This is a genomic window from Pseudoclavibacter caeni (assembly GCF_008831125.1).
Taxonomy (GTDB): domain Bacteria; phylum Actinomycetota; class Actinomycetes; order Actinomycetales; family Microbacteriaceae; genus Pseudoclavibacter_A; species Pseudoclavibacter_A caeni.
On sequence record NZ_WBKA01000001.1, the window covers coordinates 94,321 to 112,357 of the forward strand.

Sequence of the window (18,037 nt, forward strand, 5' to 3'; positions counted from 1 at the left end):
CGTGGCTGACGGTTCGATGCCCTCTCCTCACCCCCGACGACCCCGATCCCCCGCCACAGGCGAACTGGAGACGGTCGATCCGCGAACCCCGCGCGCCGTCAGGGTTGCAGCTGTGTATACACCGTCGGTATAGTGAGTCCCACGCTCCGAGGACGCAGCGCGACAGAGCCGTCGTGTCGTCATCCTCGCAGTGCAGCACTCAATGAGGAGGCACACGATGAACATCACGCGAGAGCAGGTGCGCGAGGGCGCCTATGGCCGCGCGTACCGACAGAGCATCGAGGATCCGGAGACCTTCTGGCTCGACGCAGCGAAGGGCATCGACTGGGTGTCCGAGCCCACCCAGGCCCTGGACTCGTCCAACGCACCCGAATACCAGTGGTTCCCCAACGGCACACTGAACATGTCGTACAACGCGCTGGACCGGCACATCGAGGCCGGCCGGGGCGACCGCCAGGCCCTCATCTATGAATCCGCGGTGACGAACAAATCGCGTGTGTACACGTTCAACGAGCTGCGTGACGAGGTCGCCCGCTTCGCCGGTGTGCTCGCCTCCCACGGCGTCGGCCTGGGCGACCGGGTCGTCATCTACATGCCGATGATCCCCGAGGCACTCATCGCATCCCTCGCCTGCGCCCGACTCGGCGCCGTGCACTCCGTGGTGTTCGGCGGGTTCGCCGCCAAGGAGCTCGCGTCACGCATCAACGACGCGAAACCGAAGGTCATCGTCACCGCCGACGGCGGCATCGAGCCCAACCGCATCGTCGAGTACCTGCCCATCGTCGCCGAGGCGCTCGCCCTCTCCGACGCGTTCGTCGACGCCGTCATCGTCAAAGACCGCCCCGAGATCCCCGGCGGTGCGAAGGACGGCACTGAGTGGGTCGCCGACATCGTCGACGTCGACTGGTACGACTGGGATCAGGAGATGACCCAGGCCGCGCCGCACGATCCCGTCCCCGTCGTCGCGACGCATCCGCTGTACATCCTGTACACCTCGGGCACCACCGGCGCTCCGAAGGGCGTCGTGCGCGACACCGGCGGCTATGCGGTCGCGCTGTCGTGGTCGATGAGGAACCTGTACAACATCGAGGCCGGCCAGGTCATGTGGACGGCCTCCGACGTCGGCTGGGTCGTCGGCCACAGCTACATCATCTACGGCCCGCTCATCGCCGGCGCCGCCACCCTCGTCTACGAGGGCAAGCCCGTGGGCACCCCGGACGCCGCCCAGTTCTGGCGCATCATCGAGAAGTACAAGGTGCGCTCGTTCTTCACCGCGCCGACCGCCATCCGCGCCGTCCGCAAGGAGGACCCGCAGGGCGAGCTGATCAAGAAGTTCGACATCTCGTCGCTGCAGGCGCTGTTCCTGGCCGGCGAGCGCACGGATCCGGACACGTACCACTGGGCCGTGGCCAACGTCCACCCGAAGGTCGTCGACCACTGGTGGCAGACGGAGACCGGCTGGGCGATCACCGGCAACTTCATCGGCCTGCAGTCAGTCGAGTCGCGCGCCGGCTCGGGCGGCCTGCCCACCCCGGGATTCAACGTGCAGATCCTCGACGATGAGGGCAACCCCGTGCCGACGCTCGGCGAGGGCAACATCGTCATCAAGCAGCCGATGCCGCCGGGCACGCTCACCACACTGTGGCGGAAGCACAAGCGCTACTTCCGCTGCTATCTCAAGCCGTTCCCCGGCTACTACCTCACCGGCGACTCGGGCTACATCGACCGTGAGGGCTACGTCTATGTAATGGGCCGCACGGACGACGTCATCAACGTCGCCGGCCACCGGCTGAGCACCGGACAGATGGAAGGCATCCTGGCCGCTCACCAGGCCGTCGCCGAGGCCGCCGTCATCGGCGCGGCCGACGCCCTCAAGGGCGAGAAGCCGTTCGGGTTCGTCGTGCTCAAGCACGGCGTGGACACCCCGGAGCCAGTGCTGCGCAAGGAACTCATCCAGAAGGTGCGCGGGGAGCTCGGCGCGGTCGCGTCGTTCAAGGACGTCGTGGTCGTGCACGGCCTGCCCAAGACCCGCTCCGGCAAGATCCTGCGCAAGAACCTGCGCCAGCTGGTCAACGGCGAGAAACTCATCGTTCCGCCCACGATCGAGGACACCGCGGTGCTCACCCAGGTGCAGATCGCGGTGCACACCTACCTGCGCGAGAAGGAGGAGGCCCAGCAGGCCAGGGCTCAGGCCGCGGCCGCGGAGCCCGCTCAAGAGGCCAGTCCGGCCTGACGCGCACCCACAGACCGCGCTAGGGCTTCGGGGGAGGCTCCAGCGCGCCCACACCGGCCCGGCTCATCTCGGGGGACATGAGCCGGGCCGGTTCCTCATGTCCGCAGGCCTTTCCCCATCTCCTCTCCGTCGGCCGGGCGCACAGCTCGTCGTACAGCCGGTGCTCCGGTCGGACCGGTGACGGCAGCGGGACACGGATCGACCGGGATCCCGCCGACCGCATGGCCGGTCTCGGGGTGCTCATCGATTCCGGCCACGCCTCTGTGGCATCCTCGTGGGCGTGAGCGCGGGGCCGTGGCACTGATTGATCAGCTGTCCGGTGCAGTGGCTGGAGACGGGAATCGCCCCCGCCGAGAACGGCGGGGGCGATCAGGAGAGCCACCTGCGAGAATCGAACTCGCGACCCCTTCATTACGAGTGAAGTGCTCTACCGACTGAGCTAAGGTGGCCGAGTGTCTGCGGCACAGTCCAGTATCCTACCAGACCCCGACGCCCCACGCACATCCACGCGGCACGGCATGGCCCGTCGTCACCGGTCGGCGTCAGGAGCAGCGCAGGCCCTCCTCGGGGCGCGTCCCGTCGACGAGGAAGCGCTCCACCGCGTCCGTGACGCAGGTCGAGGCCGTCGCCCGGTAGGCGGTGTGTCCCTCGCCGACGTTCGTGACGAGGAAGCCCTCGTCGAGCTGGTCGGCCAGCGACTGGGCCCAGGCGTACGGCGTCGCTGGATCGCCCGTCGTGCCGATGACCATGATCGGCCCGGACCCCGTCGCGCTGATGCGATGGGGACTGCCCGTCGCGGCCACCGGCCACTGGTCGCACATCGGCGTGCCGTCGGCGGAGAGCTCGCCGAACACCCCGCCGGCCTCGCGCAGCCGCTCATCGAGCCGCTGCACCCCGACCTCGGTCTGGTCGGTCGGCAGATCGATGCAGTTGACGGCGGTGAGCACCTCCGTGCTGTTGTCCTCGTACGTGCCGTCCGCATCCCGTGCGTAGTACGAGTCGGCGAGCGCCATCGCGCCGGTCGGATCCCCGTCGCGCACGTCGGTGAGCGCCTGGGACAGCGTGGACCACTGGGTGCGCGCGTACAGCGCCGCCGAGATCGCCGTGAGCATCGTGGCGGAGCCGAGGCGGCGTCCGTCGGACGCCGTGAGCGGATGCGCGTCGAGACCGGCCACGAGGTCGGCGAGCTGCTGCTCGGCCTCGTCGGTCGTGCCGGTGAACGGGCAGGCGCGCTGGGCGACGCAGGAGTCGAGGTACGACCGCGCGGCCTGCGCGAATCCCTCGGTCTGCTCCACGGCCATGTCCTCCGCTGACAGCGACGGATCGACCGCGCCGTCGAGGACGAACGAGCCGACCCGCTGCGGGAACAGGTCGGCGAAGACGGCCCCGATGCGGGTGCCGTACGAATACCCGAGGTAGTCGAGCGTCGACTGGCCGAGCACGGCGCGCAGGGCGTCGAGGTCACGCGCCACGCTGACAGTGTCGACGTGCTCCAACAGCGCGCCCGTGTTCGACTGGCACGCCGCGCCGAAGGCCTTCGCGTCGGCGTCGGCCTCGGCCCGGTACTCGGCGGTGCCGCGGGCGTGCTGGGGCAGATCGTACAGGTAGTGGTCCATCTGCTGCGCGTCGTAGCAGCGCACGGCCGAGGACTCGCCGTGCACCCCGCGGGGGTCGATGCTCACCAGGTCAAACGCGTCCTGCAGCGCGTCGCCGAAGAAGTAGTCGCGGTACTGCGCGTCTCGCACGTAGTCTAGCGCGGGGGCGCCGGGGCCGCCCGGGTTCATCACGAGCGCCCGGCCGGTGCCGTGCGCGGCGCGGTGTCGGGTGACCGCCACCGTGATCGTCTCGCCCTGCGGGTCGTCCCAGTCGAGCGGCACGGTGAGATCGGCGCACTGCGCGTCGTCGCCGCAGGCCGCCCAATCGAGCGTCTGCTCGTAGAACGGGCGCAGCTCCTCGGCGACGGCGTCGTCGACGAGCGGCCCGTCGTCCGTCGTCGCACAGCCGGTCAGCACGAGCACGGCCGCGGAGAGGATCGCGAGCACCCGGGCGATCCGCCTCCCGGCGGTCACGCCAGCACCCCCGGCACGAGCGCGGCGAGGAAGGCGTCAAGCACGAGCGCGGGCGACACGTTGCGGGCGAGCTGCGCGCGCGCCTCGTCGGCGGCGTCGATCATCCGCAGCAGCTGCACGCTCGTGTACCGGGCACGGAAGGCCGCGAGATCGGCGGCGAGATCCGCGTTGACGAGGTCGCGACCGGGGTCGAGCACGGTAACGAGCGCGTCGCGCAGCAGACTCTGGGCGTCGGTGAGCACCCGGTCGACGCCGTCGACGAGAGCGCGCTTCGCCCGCCGCTTCCACCGGTCCTCGGCCTCCCGCAGCTGGGAGCGCAGGCGGGGCGGCACCGTGTCGTCCGGGCCGAGGCCCATCTGACGCAGCAGCCGGGTGCGCTCCTGTCGTTCCTCGTCGCCGACGAGGGCGTCGGCGTCGGCGCGGGCGATCGCGAGCAGGTCACGGGAGACCCCCATCGCGCCGGCCAGCGAGCGCACGCCCAGCAGCGCGGTGAGCGAGTCGTGCCGTCGCTGCCTGGCCTCGGCGTTCGTGGCCAGCCGGCGGGCCATGCCGATGTGGCACTGTGCCGCCCGGGCGCACTGGAAGGCGAGCGCCGCGTCCACCCCGCTCTCCCGCTGCAGCAGCTCGGCGATCGCCTCCGGCGCGGGGGTGCCGAGGCGGACGACGCGCACCCGGGAGCGGATCGTCGGCAGCAGGTCGGAGGCGGCCGGTGCGCAGAGCATCCAGACCGTGCGCTCGGGCGGCTCCTCCAGCGACTTCAGCAGGGCGTTCGAGGTGTACTCGGTCATCCGGTCGGCGTCCTCGATGATCTGGATGCGCCAGCGGCCGACCGAGGGCGACAGCTGTGCCTCGCGCACCATGCGGCGCACGTCGGCCACCGCGAGAGTCATCGCCTCGGTCGCGAGCACCTGGACGTCGGGATGCGTGTCAGCGTCGACGAGCGCGCGCTGCCGGTCGGGGTCGGCCGCGCCCGCGGCCTGCAGCTCCGCGGCGAACGCCCGGGCGGCGACGGAGCGCCCCGAGCCGGCCGGGCCCGTGAACAGCCAGGCGTGCGTCATGACGCGTGGGTCGTCGGCGTGGGCGATGGTGCGCGCGAGCCCGGCCACGACCTCCGGCTGGCCGACCAAGGCGCGCAGCCGGCTGGTCGACGGCAGCTCGGGCTCGGCCGCGTGGGACGCGGCAGGCGCGGCGGCGTGGAGATCGGTCGTCATGGCAGCAGCCTAGCGGCCGCCGCTGACGCCGTGCGCCGCGTCTGACGCGGGGTGGAGAGCGTGGACGCGGTCGAGGGCCCGTGCCGCGATGCGATCGGCGCTCTGGCGCGCGTCGACCACGAGGAATCGCTCCGGCTCGGCGTCGGCGAGATCGAGGAACGCCCGCCGCACGCGCTCGTGGAACGCGCCGTCCTCCCGCTCGAGCCGGTCCGGGGCCTCGCCCTTGCGTGCGCGCCGCACGCCTGCCTCGGCGACGGGCAGGTCGAGCAGCACGGTCAGGTCAGGCAGCCGTCCCCCGGTGGCCCACAGCGACAGCCCGCGGATCTCGTCGGCGGAGAGGCTGCGCCCGGCGCCCTGATAGGCGATGGACGAGTCGAGGTAACGGTCGCAGAGCACCACCGCCCCCGCGGCGAGCGCCGGGTCGATGACCCGGGCGACGTGCTGGGCACGATCGGCCGCGTACAGCAGCGCCTCGGCGCGCGCGTCGACGGGGCCGTCCGTATGCAGCAGCAGCTCGCGCAGCGCGCGGCCGAGCGCCGTGCCCCCGGGCTCGAGTGTCTCGACGACCTCCCGTCCCTCGGCGCGGAGTGCCGCGGCGAGCCGACGCACCTGGGTCGACTTGCCAGTCCCGTCAATGCCCTCGACAGTGACGAAGAGCCCGCTCACGCGTCCTCGCCGGCCCCGGTCGACCCCGCAGCGGACTGCTTCGCCGGCGCCTTCTTCGCGGCCGACCCCGCGGTCTTCCTCGCGGTCGACCCCGCCGTGGCCTTCTTGGCCGTGGCCTTCTTGGCCGTCGCCTTCTTGGCCGTCGCCTTCTTGGCCGTGGCCTTCTTGGCCGTCGTCTTCTTGGCCGTGGCCTTCTTCGCGGTGCGCCGCTTCGCCGGGCCCTTCTCTCGTTTGATCGCGAGCAGCTCGACGGCGCGCTCGAAGGTGAGGTGCTCCGCATCCTCGGCCTTCGGCACGGTCGCGTTGACCTCGCCGTCGGTCACGTAGGGGCCGAAGCGCCCGTCCTTGACCACCACCGCGCCGCCGCTGACCGGATCCGGGCGGTCGAAGGCCACCAGCGGCGGCTTCGCCGTGCGACGGCCGCCGTACTTCGGCTGGGCGAGGATCTCCTTCGCCTGGTCAAGCGTTGTGGTGAAGATCGCCTCCTCGTCAGGCAGCGACCGGGTCTCCTTGCCGTGCTTCAGGTACGGTCCATAGCGGCCGTTGAGCGCCTGGACGGGCTCGCCGTCGAGCTCGCCGATCGTGCGGGGCAACGCGAGCAGCCGCAGCGCGTCGGGCAGTCCCACCGTCGCGGGATCCATGCTGCGGAACAGCGAGGCGGTCGGGGCCTTCTCGCCCTTCGGCCACTCCTCTCCCTCCGGCAGGGTCTCGGTCACGTAGGGGCCGAACCGCCCGGAGCGGACCACGACCGCGTGCCCGGTGACCGGGTTCACCCCGAGCTCGCGATCGCCGCTGGGTCGGTCGAGGATCTCGCGGGCCGTCTGGGGCGTCAGCTCGTCGGGCTCCATGCCCTCGGGCAGGCTGACCCGGCGCGGCTGGTCGGCGCCCTCGACCGTCTGCTCGAGATACGGCCCGAACCGCCCCATGCGCAGGGCGATGTCATCGGTGATGGGCGTCGTGTTGATGGCTCGCGCGTCGATCTCGCCGAGGTCGTCGATCACCGACCGCAGCCCCGGATGGTCGCCCTCACCGAAGTAGAACTGGTGCAGCCAGTGCCGACGGTCCTCCTCGCCGGCGGCGATGCGGTCGAGGTCGCTCTCCATCTCGGCGGTGAAGTCATAGTCGACCAGCGACCCGAAGTGCTGCTCGAGCAGGCGGATCACGGAGAACGCCACCCAGGTGGGCACGAGGGTCTGGCCCTTGCGGGTGACGTACCCCCGGTCGACGATCGTGGAGATGATCGCGGCGTACGTCGAGGGGCGGCCGATCCCCAGCTCCTCGAGGGTCTTCACCAGGCTCGCCTCGGTGTAGCGCGGCGGCGGCAGCGTCTCGTGCCGTTTCGGGGACGCCTCGGTCACCCCCGTCCACTGCCCCGCGACGAGTGCGGGCAGGCGCCGCTCGCGGCCGCGCTCCCCGTCGGCGTGACGGGAGGCGTCCTGCCCCTCCTCGTATGCGTCGAGGAACCCGCGGAACGTGATGACCGTGCCGGACGCGGTGAAGCCCGCCTGGAGCCCCCGGCCGTCGTAGCGCAGCTGCGCGGTCGCGGTGGAGCCGGTGGCGTCGGCCATCTGCGAGGCGACGGTGCGCTTCCAGATCAGCTCGTACAGGCGCAGCTCATCGCCGCGCAGGGTGCCGGCGAGCTCCCTGGGCAGCCGGAAGTGATCGCCCGCAGGGCGGATCGCCTCGTGCGCCTCCTGCGCGTTCTTGGCCTTGCCGGTGTACACCCTGGGCCGCTCCGGCACCGACTGCTCGCCGTACAGGGCGCGGGCCTGCGTGCGCGCCGCCTCGACCGCCTGGTGGGAGAGCACCGGGGAGTCGGTTCGCATGTAGGTGATGTAGCCGTTCTCGTACAGCCCCTGGGCGAGACTCATCGTCTGGCGGGCGGAGAAGCGCAGCTTGCGCGCGGCCTCCTGCTGCAGCGTCGAGGTGGTGAACGGCGCCGCCGGACGCCGCCGGTAGGGCTTCGCCTCGACGGACGCGACCTCGAGTCGCGCGTTCTCGAGCGCGTCGGCGAGCCCGGTCGCCTCCGCCTCGGTGAGCACGTGGGCGGCGGACTTCAGCTGCCCCTGGTCGTCGAAGTCGCGCCCGGTGGCGGTGCGCACGCCGCCGTACGAGACCAGACGCGCCTCGAACGACTCGGCGTCGTCCGTGGCCGCCTGCACGGTGACGTCCCAGTACTCGGCGGGATGGAAGGCCATCCGCTCGCGCTCACGCTCGACCACGAGCCGCGTCGCCGCGGACTGGACGCGGCCGGCGGACAGGCCGGGGCCGACCTTGCGCCACAGCACCGGGGAGATCTCGTAGCCGTAGAGCCGGTCGAGGATGCGCCGGGTCTCCTGCGCGTCGACCAGGGCCGTGTCGAGCTCGCGGGTGTTCTCCTTCGCCCGGTCGATGGCCTCCTTGGTGATCTCGTGGAACACCATGCGGTGCACCGGGACCTTCGGCTTGAGCACCTGCAGCAGGTGCCAGGCGATCGCCTCTCCCTCGCGATCCTCATCAGTGGCGAGGTACAGCTCGTCGGCGTCCTTGAGCGCCCGCTTCAACTCGGCCACGGTCTTGCGCTTCGAGGCGCTCACCTCGTAGTACGGTTCGAACCCGTTGTCGACGTCGACCGAGAACTTCCCGAGCGACCCCTTCTTGAGCTCCGGCGGCAAGTTCTTCGGCTCGATGAGGTCGCGGATGTGCCCCACCGAGGCGAGCACCGTGTATCCGTCGCCCAGGTATCGGCCGATGGTCTTCGCCTTCGCCGGGGACTCGACGATGACCAGTCTCTTCGTGTGTGCCACTTGCACTCCCTTGAGTCCGCGCCGTGCGCGGTGTCGCATTCCGACGGTCGGCTCGCGCGCCGCCGCCACGAGTCGGAGCGACGACGATCGGTGCCCGGCGGACGCATCCCGGCGACCGGCCCGGACGGTGCCTGTCGCCTCCCCAATATAGGGGAGCGCCCGGAGGACGGCCAAAGCGGCCCGGTTCGTCCGCCGCTCGGCCGCAGGGGCTCCGGTTGCACGCCCGCCACACGTCAGTCCGCCCCGCCGCTCGCCCGCCAGCGCCTGCCGCACGCCCCGGACGTCGCCATCAGGTCGCCCGGCGGATCCCCCGCCGCGGATCGCTCGCCGCCGGTATCGGGTCGCCCGGCGTGCGCGGTCGACTCCGCCCCGCCGAACGGGGTGTCGATCCGGACCGTCACCAGCATGCCGCGATCCGTCTCGTCGCACGCCATGACCGTGGCACCATGCGCGGCGGCCACCTGCTGCGCCCGGCCGCAGGGATCGTCGGCCACCAGCCCGCGCTGGGCGTGCGAGGCCTGCAGCGCGGCCACGCCCGCCACCGCCCGAGCCAGGCCGTGCCGTCGTTGCAGCGGCACCACCGCCGCGATGGTGACGGCGAGCAGCGCGGCGGCGACCAGCAAGGCCACGGCGACGGGGACGCTGCCCCGCTGCCCGGCGCCCGACGCCCGACCGGAAGCCGACACACCGGCGGACATGGTCGTCTCCCCGGGCGGGCGCCCCGGTCGCCGCGCGGTCATCGTCCGTCTCCCGGCACGCACACCCGCTCGTCGATCCGGGCCACCGGCACCCCCAGCAGTCGTGCGGGCGCCGACACCCGGGCACACCGCAGATCGCCGGATCGCTCGAAGCCGATCTCCGCGCCGGGCAGCACCTGCCGGGCGATGGCCCCCGCCCGCGTCTCGCCCTCGCCACGGCCGAGACTGCGCGCGGCGGCGGCCGCCGCCTCGGCCACCACCGGCACCGAGGCGGCGATCGCGCCCGTGCCCACCACCACGGCGAGCACGAGCACGAGCACCGGCAGCACGACCGCCAGCTCCGCGGTCACGGAGCCCGCCTGCCGAGCATGCCCGGCGACCGCCCGGCTCATGGCGCCGAGGTGAGCGCGCCGCGGACCAGATCCGTGAGGATCTGCCGCACCTCATCCCCGCGCAGGATCAGCACGAGCACGCCGGCGAAGCCGACCGCGCCGAGCATCGCGATCGCGTACTCCGCCGTCGCCGCTCCGCGCTCCAGACCCGCCGCGCGCAGGCGGCCCGCCGTCCACGCCGTCAGCCGCAGCGCCCCCGATCGCCATCGAGCACGGGTGACCCCCGCGCTCCTGGTGCTCCCTGCCTCGATCACCGGCTTCTGTTCTCTCGCCCTCATGATCGTCGCTCCTCTCCGCCGCGATGCGGCACTCTCCGGCCCGGCGGTCCGGGCCGGTCACGCCTCCATCGTGTGAGACGGAGGATGGCCCGCTCCATCCCGCATGGACCGCTGTGCAGGGCGTCGGTCGTCCCCGCCGCCTGTGCAGAGTCCGCCCCGGCGCCCATGGCCGGCGCCCCGGGCTCGGGCGGCGTGCCGAGGCTCGGGCGATGTCGGCGCACCGTACGAGAGGTCTCGGGGGGTGCACGGCGGTCCACCCGGCGCTCGCCGGCTCGAGCCCCATGAGCCCGGGGCGGATCAGCCGAGCACCGCGAGGGTGTCGCCCAGGACGGCGGCGATCATGGGCAACACGCTCAGGATGATGAAGGCGGGCAGCGCGCACACCCCGAGCGGCAGCAGCAGCCTGGTCTCGAGGCTCGCCGCGATCTGCCGCAGCCGCGTCGATCGCTCCCGTTCCAGCCGACGCCGCTCGCCGTCGAGTAGACCGACCAGCGGGACGCCGCTGCGCCGCCACAGCCGCAGCAGCCGGTCGAGCCTGGCCCGTTCGACCGCACGATCCTCGCGCAGCCCCGCCCGATGCAGCATCCGCACGGCGAGGGCCACCGCGCCGTCGGCGTCCCGCCCGGCCCGCACCCCCAGCTCGACGGCGAGCAGCAGCAGACCGTCGGAGGCATCGGGCGGACGCAGCGCCCGCAGCATCCGCCGCTGCCACCGCGCCCCGGCGGCGGCGAGCGCCCCGCCCGCGACGAGGCACCCCCAGCCGAACGGCGTCGTGAACAGCACGCCGAGCACGTCGGCGCCCACGAGCGCGCCGAGCGCGACACCGGCAACCGGCAGCCACTGCAGCAGCCGAGCGGTCGAGCGGGGGCCCGCGGCGACGCCGTGCTCCTCCTCCACCGCCCGCGCCATCCCCTCGAGCCCGGCGGCCAGCCGGCGCAGCGCGTCCACGAGTGGGGCGCCGCTCGCCTCAGCCACACCCCAGATCGCGGCGACCCGCCGCCAGGCCGCGACCAGCGCGCCGAACCCCGCGGCGCGCTCCGCGCCGAACCGGCGCGGCTCCCGCTCCAGCCGGGCGAGCTCATCGGTCAGCGCCGCCGCGACCCCCTGTCGGTGCGCCGCGTCGCGGACCGGTGCGAGCAGACGCCGCCCCGCGTCCTCGCCCTCGTCGACCAGCAGCTCGATCGCCCTGGGCACCGGGACCCCGGCCCCCAGCAGCCCCGACAACGCGACCAGCAGACCGGCCGCCTCACGCAGGCGGGCGGGCTCGTCGTTCACGGCCGGCTCCCCGCCCCCAGTCGCCGCGCGTGCAGCCGCCCGTCGACGCCGACCTCCAGCCGGCCGACCGCCTCGAGTCGGCGGCGTCCGCCGTGCCGGGTGACGTGCAGCAGCGCATCGAAGGCGCTCGCCGCCTGGCGGGCGAGCGCGCGCTCCCCCACGCCGGCCAGCAGCGCCATCGCCTCGAGCCGGGCGGGGACGTCCTCGATCGAGTTCGCGTGGAGCGTGCCGGCGCCGCCGCGGTGCCCGGTGTTCAGCGCGGCCAGCAGGAGCATCAGCTCCGGTCCGCGGCACTCCCCGACGACGATGCGGTCCGGGCGCATCCGCAGCGACTGGCGCAGCAGCGCCTCGAGGCCGACCTCGCCGCGGCCGTCGGCATTCGCTTGACGCGCCTCCAGCTGCACGACGTGCGGATGACGCACCGCCAGCTCGGCGACGTCCTCGACGCAGACGATGCGCTCGTCGGCGGGGACGCGCTCGAGCAGCGCGCGCAACAGGGTGGTCTTGCCCGCGGCGGTGCCGCCGCTGATGAGCAGGCTGGCGGAGTCGGCGACGAGCCGTTCGAGCAGCGCCCGCTGGGTGGGATCGATCATGCCGGCGGCGGCGAGCGCGTCGAGGCCGTGGAGCCCGGCCCGGGGCACGCGGATGGACAGCTGCACGTCGCCCACCGCGATCGGCGGCAGCACCGCGTGCACGCGCAGCGACCCCAGCCGCACGTCGGCGAAGGGAGTGGCGTCGTCCAGATGCCGGCCGCCGGCCGCGATGAGCGCCGTGGCGAGCGCCCGCAGGCGATCCGGGCCGCCCAGCCCCAGCGGCACCCGCTCCATGCCGCGGCCGCGATCGATCCACACCCGGCCGGGCCCGGTGACGAGCACATCCGTCACGTCGGGCAGCTCGACGAGGGTGCGCAGCGGCCCCAGCAGCCCCAGGACGCCCCCGGCCCCCGCCGTGCCGTGCCGTCTCTCCGCGTCGCTCATGCCCTCCAGTGCAGCGGACGGCGCGTCACGACGCCCGGTCGGTGCGGAGGCTGTGGACGGCGCGGGTGCTCGCGCCGCCCTGTGCACGGTGACGTCGCGCACGAGGCGGCGGGACGTCACCGGCGCGGTGGCCGAGACCCCTGGACGACCGGATGCTCAGGGGATCGGTTCGCTCAGGCGGCGACCTCGACGGTGATCTCCACCTCGACCGGGGCGTCGAGCGGCAGGACGGCCACGCCGACCGCGCTGCGCGCGTGCGCTCCGTCGTCGCCGAACACCTTGCCGAGCAGCTCGCTCACCCCGTTGACGACGCCGGGCTGACCGGTGAACGAGGGATCCGAGGCGACGAAGCCGACCACCTTGACCACGCGGACGATCCGGTCGACGCCGCCGGCGGCGTCCGCGGCCGCGGCCAGGGCGTTGAGGCCCGCGATGCGGGCGAGGCGCTTCGCCTCCTCCGGCGAGACCAGCCCCGCGCCCTCGCCGACCTTGCCCGTGGCGGGCAGGGCGCCGTCGACGAACGGCAGCTGCCCTGAGGTGTGCACGAGGTCGCCGCTGCGGCGTGCGGGTACGTACGCGGCGACGGGGGCCGCGACGGGTGGCAGGGTGACGCCGAGCTGTTGGAGACGGGTGGTGACGGTCATGAGAACCTCCTGGCTGTATGGATGCGGACGCGACCGGGTGTCCGCCGGCTCACCCCTCGACGGGGCGCTTGAAGTAGGCGACGAGCCCGCCGGTGGGGCCCGGCACGACCTGCACGAGCTCCCAGCCGTCAGCGCCGAAGTTGTCGAGGATCTGCTGGGTGTTGTGGATGATGAGCGGTGCGGTCAGGTACTGCCAGCGGGTCATCTCTCCTCCGATCGTGAACGCGCGGGGCTGCCTCACAGCCACATCGCGTAGCATCTACCCTATGTCCTCTCATCTGACCGCACCCGGACGGCATCTGGGGCGCTCCATCCTGCGCTTCATCGCCGCCTCGACCGCACTCGGACTCGCCACCGTGGGGCTGCTGACCCCGGTCGCCGCCATCATCAGCGTCTATGGCGCGGACATGGTCAACATCGCCAAGACGCTGCCCGCCTCGCTGGCCAACGTGGAGATGCAGAGCCCCTCGACACTGTACGGCAAACTTGACGGAAAGGACGTGGCCTTCGCCACCTTCTACGAGAAGAACCGGGTGCCGCTCACCGCCGAGGAGATCCCCGATGTGGTCAAGAACGCCGTGGTCTCGATCGAGGACCCTCGCTTCTACGAGCACGGCGGCGTCGACTTCGCCGCGGTGATGCGCGCGGTGCTGCAGAACCAGAGCAGCGGCTCGACGCAGTCGGGCGCCTCGACGATCACCATGCAGCTCGTGCGCAACCTGCGCATCGAGAGTGCCGAGTGGAAGGACGACGAGGACGCCATCGACAGCGCCCGCGAGGAGACCGCCTCGCGCAAGCTGCTCGAGATGCGCTACGCCATCGGGCTCGAGCACAACTACACGAAGGAGCAGATCCTCACCAGCTACCTCAACTACGCCTCCTTCGGCGGCAATGTCTACGGCATCGGCGCCGCCGCGCAGTACTACTACGGCAAGGATGCGAAGGACCTGACCCTGCCGGAGGCGGCCCAGCTGGTCAGCGTGTTCCCGTCGCCGAACAGCTACCGCGTCGACGTGGCCGACAACCTCGACCGTGCGAAGGCCCGACGGGACCTGGTGCTGCAGCGCATGGTCGACCGCGGCTACATCGACCAGGCTGCGGCAGACGAGGCGATCGCCACGCCGATCACCCCGCACATCACCCAGCAGCCGCGCGGCTGCGAGGTCGCCGAGCACAACGCGGCGTACTTCTGCGACTACGTCGTCAACCTCATCCGCAACGACAGCACGTTCGGCGACACCGCCGACGACCGCACCGCCCTGCTGCGTCGCGGCGGCCTGCAGATCTACACGAGCATCGACCTCAGCCTGCAGGACGAGGTGCAGGCCGACATCGACAAGCACATCAACCGATCGGACAAGATCGGCGCGGCGTCGACCGTGGTCCAGGTGGGCACCGGCCGCGTCCTCGCCATGGCGCAGAACCGCACCTACTCGCAGACGAACGGCGATGGGACGGATCTGAGCCGCACGGCGGTGAACTACAACACGAACTACGACGAGGGCGGCTCCTCCGGCTTCCCCGGCGGCTCGACCTACAAGGCCTTCACCCTCATCGACTGGCTGAAGCAGGGGCACACGCTCGACGAGCGCGTCTACGCCCCGGCCGGCACGTACTACCAGAAGAACTTCCCGGACCGCTGCAAGTCCGGCGGCTGGGCAGGCACCTGGTCGCTCGAGAACGCCGAGAGCTTCCCCTCCTCCTTCGACGTGCGCTACGCGACCAAGCACTCGATCAACTCGGGCTTCGCGGCGATGGCCGAGCAGCTCGACCTGTGCGACATCCGTGACACCGCGGTGTCGTTCGGCATCACCACCCAGGCCAACGGTGAGGAACTCGATCACCAGCCCGCGAGCGTGATCGGCACGAACAACGTCTCGCCGATCCAGATGGCCTCCGCGTACGCAGGCATCGCCAACGACGGCACGTACTGCACGCCCCAGGCGATCCTGCGCGTCGTCGACGGCAGCAACGGCAGCGAGCGCCCGGTGACCGCCTCGCAGTGCTCGCAGGCGACGACAGCCCAGGTCGCCCGGACCGCGACGAGCGCCCTGACCGGGGTGTTCGGCAGAGACGGCACCGCCGCGAAGGCCGCCACCGGCGACGGCTCGGCCATCGCCGGCAAGACCGGCTCCACCGACAACTACCATCAGACCTGGCTGGTGGGCTACACGACGTCGACGGCCCAGGCCACCTGGGTCGGCAACGGCACGGGGCTGGCGAAGTCCGACCTGCGCTACTACTCCATCAAGGGCACCGCCGGGTGGAACGTCCGCTACGCGCTGTTCAAGGACATCCAGACCGACATCCACACCTCCTATCCCGGCGCGGCGAGCTTCCCCGACCCGAACGACACCTCGGCCACGGCGCGCACGCTGCCCGTGCCGGACGTGACCGGCCAGGACCCCGAAGCCGCGCGCGGCACGCTCGAGCAGGCCGGCTTCCAGGTCGCGATCTCGCCGGAGCAGCGCGCCTCGACCGCCGCGGCCGGCACGGTCGCCGAGACCGATCCGCCCGCGAACACGATGGCCGGCGCGAACGCGCTGATCACCGTGTACCTCAGCAACGGGCAGACGCCGACCGCGACCCCGTCACCGACGCCCTCGACGAGTTCGGCCTCTCCGTCGGCCTCGGCGAACTCCCAGCGCCGCTCGTCTGGCTCATCCTCGTCGAAGACCAAGACCTCCACGACGGGACGCTGATGCTCTCGTCCGCCTCCCCGGCACGCGCCGCCGGACGCGTTCTCGCCGGTGCCGCGGCCGCCGGCGGCGCGCTGCTCGCGTACGGCTCGCTCGTCGAACGCCGTGCGTACACCGTGCGCGAGGTGACGGTGCCCGTGCTTCCCGCGGGAGCCGCATCCCTGCGCGTGCTGCACCTGTCGGATCTGCACCTGGCGCCCTGGCAGCACGACCGGGTCGCCTGGGTGCGCGGGCTCGCCCGGCTGCACCCGGATCTCGTGATCGACACCGGCGACAACTTCGGCCACGTCGACGCGCTGCCGGCGATCCTCGAGGCGCTCGGCCCGCTGCTCGCGCTGCCCGGCGGCTTCGTGTACGGCTCGAACGACTACTTCACCCCGCTGCCGAAGAACCCGCTGGCGTATCTGCTGCACACCAGCCGGGTCGAGCGGGAGCGGCCGGACATCGACACGGCGGCGCTCACCTACCGGCTCGTGGAGGCAGGCTGGCACCGCCTCGACAACCGGTCGGCGGTGGTCACCGTCCACGGGCTGCGCATCGGCCTGGTCGGCACCGGCGACGCGCATCTGCGCGAGGACGCCCCGCGCACGCTGCGCCGCAACCTCACCTCGCTGCCCGCCGACGTCGACCTCGTGCTCGGTGTCACCCACGCCCCGTACCGTCGCGTGCTCGACGGCTTCGCGTCGATGGGCGCCAACCTCGTGCTGGCCGGGCACACGCACGGCGGTCAGGTGCGCGTGCCCGGCGTCGGCGCGCTCACCGCGAACTGCGACCTGCCACCCGCGCTCGCCCGTGGGCTGCACGTGTGGCGCTGGCGCGACCGGCGGATGCCACTCAACGTGAGCGCCGGCGTGGGCACCTCGATCTACGCGCCGATCCGCTTCGCCTGCCGCCCGGAGGTGACACTGCTCACGCTGGTGCCGCGGCAGGACGCGGCACGCTGAGCCGCATCCACCCGGGGCCCGCCGGGCGGACGGATCGCCGGGGCGAGGCGAGGCCGGTCGAACGGGTGCCGACACCGTGGGGTCGCCCCGGCGCCCCCGGGACGGCGAGGTTGCCGCGCCTCCGCGAGAGGGGCTACACTGGAGCAGTTGCCGCCACGGCCGCGAGGTCGGGGCTCGGTGACATCGGGGTATAGCGCAGTTTGGTAGCGCGCTTCGTTCGGGACGAAGAGGTCGTGGGTTCAAATCCCGCTACCCCGACAGCAAGGCCTCCCGGGCCGACCGCCAGGTCGCCAGAGGGGTGAGACACCCGCCGGGTCTCTGCACAGCCCCGGCGGGTCAGACCTGACACCCAGGCCCGGCACCCAGCCCTTGACACAGAGAACGCCCCGGCGTCCGCGGATCTCCGCGAGCGCCGGGGCGTTCCGCGTCTGTGCCCGTGGCGGACATGCTGGACCGTGGCAGACGTGCGTGACGCGTGCGACGCCGGCCGTGTGGCGCCATCCTGCGGGTTCCGGAGCCTCGCCGCCGCGTCCGGCCGGCCGCCCGGCGGGCGGGCGCACGACGCGTGCCGGCGCCCGCCCGCTCCGGGCCGCTCAGTCCTTGAGCACCCGGCCGACCTGGAACGCGCGCACGATCTGCACGATGCCGAGCACGAGCGCGAGTGCCCCGCCCCACACCCACAGCGCGAGCCCGCCCAGTCCGGGCAGGGAGAGCATCAGGACGCCCGCGATGATGCTCAGGATCGCGAACAGGATCGTCCACGCCTTCACACCGGTGCTGCCGATCAGGGTGAGCGAGAGCACGCCCTCGAAGATCCACGCGATGCCGACCATGATGCCGATGACGATGGCGAACGCCTCGGTTCCCGCCTCGATGTTCGTGAACGCCAGCACACCGGCCACGATGAACAGCAGGCCGAGCAGGGCGTCACCGACCCGCGCCCAGCCGCTCTGCACCTGCGAGAAGATGCCGATCCCGAGCAGCACGAGCCCCTGCAGCACCGCGTACGCGGCGACGAGCGCGAACAGTACGGCGAACGTCGCCCCCGGCCGCCACAGCACCGCCACGCCGAACAGCGTCAGCAGCACACCGCCGATGCCAAGGGCGGTGCGGACGGTGCTCACCGCACCGGTGATGGGATCCACCGTGTTCCGATCGGACATGT

The 18,037-nt window shown here is 72.4% G+C and carries 15 protein-coding genes and 2 tRNA genes; 4 read left to right on the forward strand and 13 right to left on the reverse strand.

Annotated elements, in window-relative coordinates; all coding sequences use genetic code 11:
• The first annotated feature begins 217 nt into the window (after nt 1-217).
• Nucleotides 218-2,233 (forward strand): acetate--CoA ligase, encoded by a 2,016-nt coding sequence (locus F8O02_RS00470; RefSeq protein WP_158035233.1) that lies wholly within the window; start codon nt 218-220, stop codon nt 2,231-2,233.
• Nucleotides 2,234-2,609: 376 nt separating this feature from the next.
• Here F8O02_RS00470 and F8O02_RS00475 read toward each other — a convergent pair.
• The 12 genes from F8O02_RS00475 to F8O02_RS00530 all read right to left on the reverse strand — a co-directional run bounded on the left by F8O02_RS00475 (nt 2,610) and on the right by F8O02_RS00530 (nt 13,434).
• Nucleotides 2,610-2,682: transfer RNA gene (locus tag F8O02_RS00475), tRNA-Thr, on the reverse strand.
• Between the two features lie 93 nt (nt 2,683-2,775).
• A complete protein-coding gene (locus tag F8O02_RS00480; RefSeq protein WP_158035234.1) occupies nt 2,776-4,302 on the reverse strand; it encodes an alpha/beta hydrolase in 1,527 nt (508 codons plus the stop codon).
• On the reverse strand, nt 4,299-5,513 hold the full coding sequence (locus tag F8O02_RS00485) for a DNA polymerase III subunit delta' (protein ID WP_158035235.1): 1,215 nt from the start codon (nt 5,511-5,513) through the stop codon (nt 4,299-4,301). Before F8O02_RS00485 ends, F8O02_RS00480 begins: the two co-directional genes overlap by 4 nt.
• A 9-nt stretch (nt 5,514-5,522) precedes the next feature.
• On the reverse strand, nt 5,523-6,179 hold the full coding sequence (gene tmk, locus F8O02_RS00490; RefSeq protein ID WP_158035236.1) for a dTMP kinase: 657 nt from the start codon (nt 6,177-6,179) through the stop codon (nt 5,523-5,525).
• The gene (gene topA / locus F8O02_RS00495) at nt 6,176-8,965 is read right to left on the reverse strand and encodes a type I DNA topoisomerase (protein WP_158035237.1); all 2,790 of its coding nucleotides are present in this window, start codon (nt 8,963-8,965) and stop codon (nt 6,176-6,178) included. Before topA ends, tmk begins: the two co-directional genes overlap by 4 nt.
• Before the next feature lie 233 nt (nt 8,966-9,198).
• Nucleotides 9,199-9,663 carry a hypothetical protein gene (locus F8O02_RS00500; RefSeq protein WP_158035238.1) on the reverse strand — a complete coding sequence of 155 codons (465 nt, stop codon included), beginning with the start codon at nt 9,661-9,663 and terminating at the stop codon, nt 9,199-9,201.
• 38 nt (nt 9,664-9,701) lie between these two features.
• Nucleotides 9,702-10,013 (reverse strand): TadE family type IV pilus minor pilin, encoded by a 312-nt coding sequence (locus F8O02_RS00505; RefSeq protein ID WP_158035239.1) that lies wholly within the window; start codon nt 10,011-10,013, stop codon nt 9,702-9,704.
• 38 nt (nt 10,014-10,051) lie between these two features.
• Nucleotides 10,052-10,246, reverse strand: coding sequence for a DUF4244 domain-containing protein (locus F8O02_RS00510; protein WP_225734066.1), 195 nt, complete (start codon nt 10,244-10,246; stop codon nt 10,052-10,054).
• 384 nt (nt 10,247-10,630) lie between these two features.
• Nucleotides 10,631-11,608 carry a type II secretion system F family protein gene (locus F8O02_RS00515; protein ID WP_158035241.1) on the reverse strand — a complete coding sequence of 326 codons (978 nt, stop codon included), beginning with the start codon at nt 11,606-11,608 and terminating at the stop codon, nt 10,631-10,633.
• On the reverse strand, nt 11,605-12,585 hold the full coding sequence (locus F8O02_RS00520; protein WP_158035242.1) for a TadA family conjugal transfer-associated ATPase: 981 nt from the start codon (nt 12,583-12,585) through the stop codon (nt 11,605-11,607). The genes F8O02_RS00515 and F8O02_RS00520 overlap by 4 nt, the downstream gene beginning before the upstream one ends.
• A 173-nt stretch (nt 12,586-12,758) precedes the next feature.
• Nucleotides 12,759-13,229 (reverse strand): RidA family protein, encoded by a 471-nt coding sequence (locus tag F8O02_RS00525; protein WP_158035243.1) that lies wholly within the window; start codon nt 13,227-13,229, stop codon nt 12,759-12,761.
• A 49-nt stretch (nt 13,230-13,278) separates the two neighbouring features.
• On the reverse strand, nt 13,279-13,434 hold the full coding sequence (locus F8O02_RS00530) for a DUF4177 domain-containing protein (protein WP_158035244.1): 156 nt from the start codon (nt 13,432-13,434) through the stop codon (nt 13,279-13,281).
• A gap of 61 nt (nt 13,435-13,495) precedes the next feature.
• Here F8O02_RS00530 and F8O02_RS00535 point away from each other — a divergent pair, with 61 nt between their 5' ends.
• From F8O02_RS00535 to F8O02_RS00545, 3 genes are all read left to right on the forward strand, one after another.
• A complete protein-coding gene (locus tag F8O02_RS00535; RefSeq protein WP_179416257.1) occupies nt 13,496-15,931 on the forward strand; it encodes a penicillin-binding protein in 2,436 nt (811 codons plus the stop codon).
• Nucleotides 15,931-16,872, forward strand: a complete 942-nt coding sequence (locus tag F8O02_RS00540) for a metallophosphoesterase (protein ID WP_158035246.1) — start codon at nt 15,931-15,933, stop codon at nt 16,870-16,872. Before F8O02_RS00535 ends, F8O02_RS00540 begins: the two co-directional genes overlap by 1 nt.
• Nucleotides 16,873-17,056: 184 nt before the next feature.
• Nucleotides 17,057-17,130: transfer RNA gene (locus F8O02_RS00545), tRNA-Pro, on the forward strand.
• A 335-nt stretch (nt 17,131-17,465) separates the two neighbouring features.
• Here F8O02_RS00545 and F8O02_RS00550 read toward each other — a convergent pair.
• On the reverse strand, nt 17,466-18,035 hold the full coding sequence (locus tag F8O02_RS00550) for an HdeD family acid-resistance protein (RefSeq protein WP_158035247.1): 570 nt from the start codon (nt 18,033-18,035) through the stop codon (nt 17,466-17,468).
• Nucleotides 18,036-18,037: the final 2 nt, after the last annotated feature.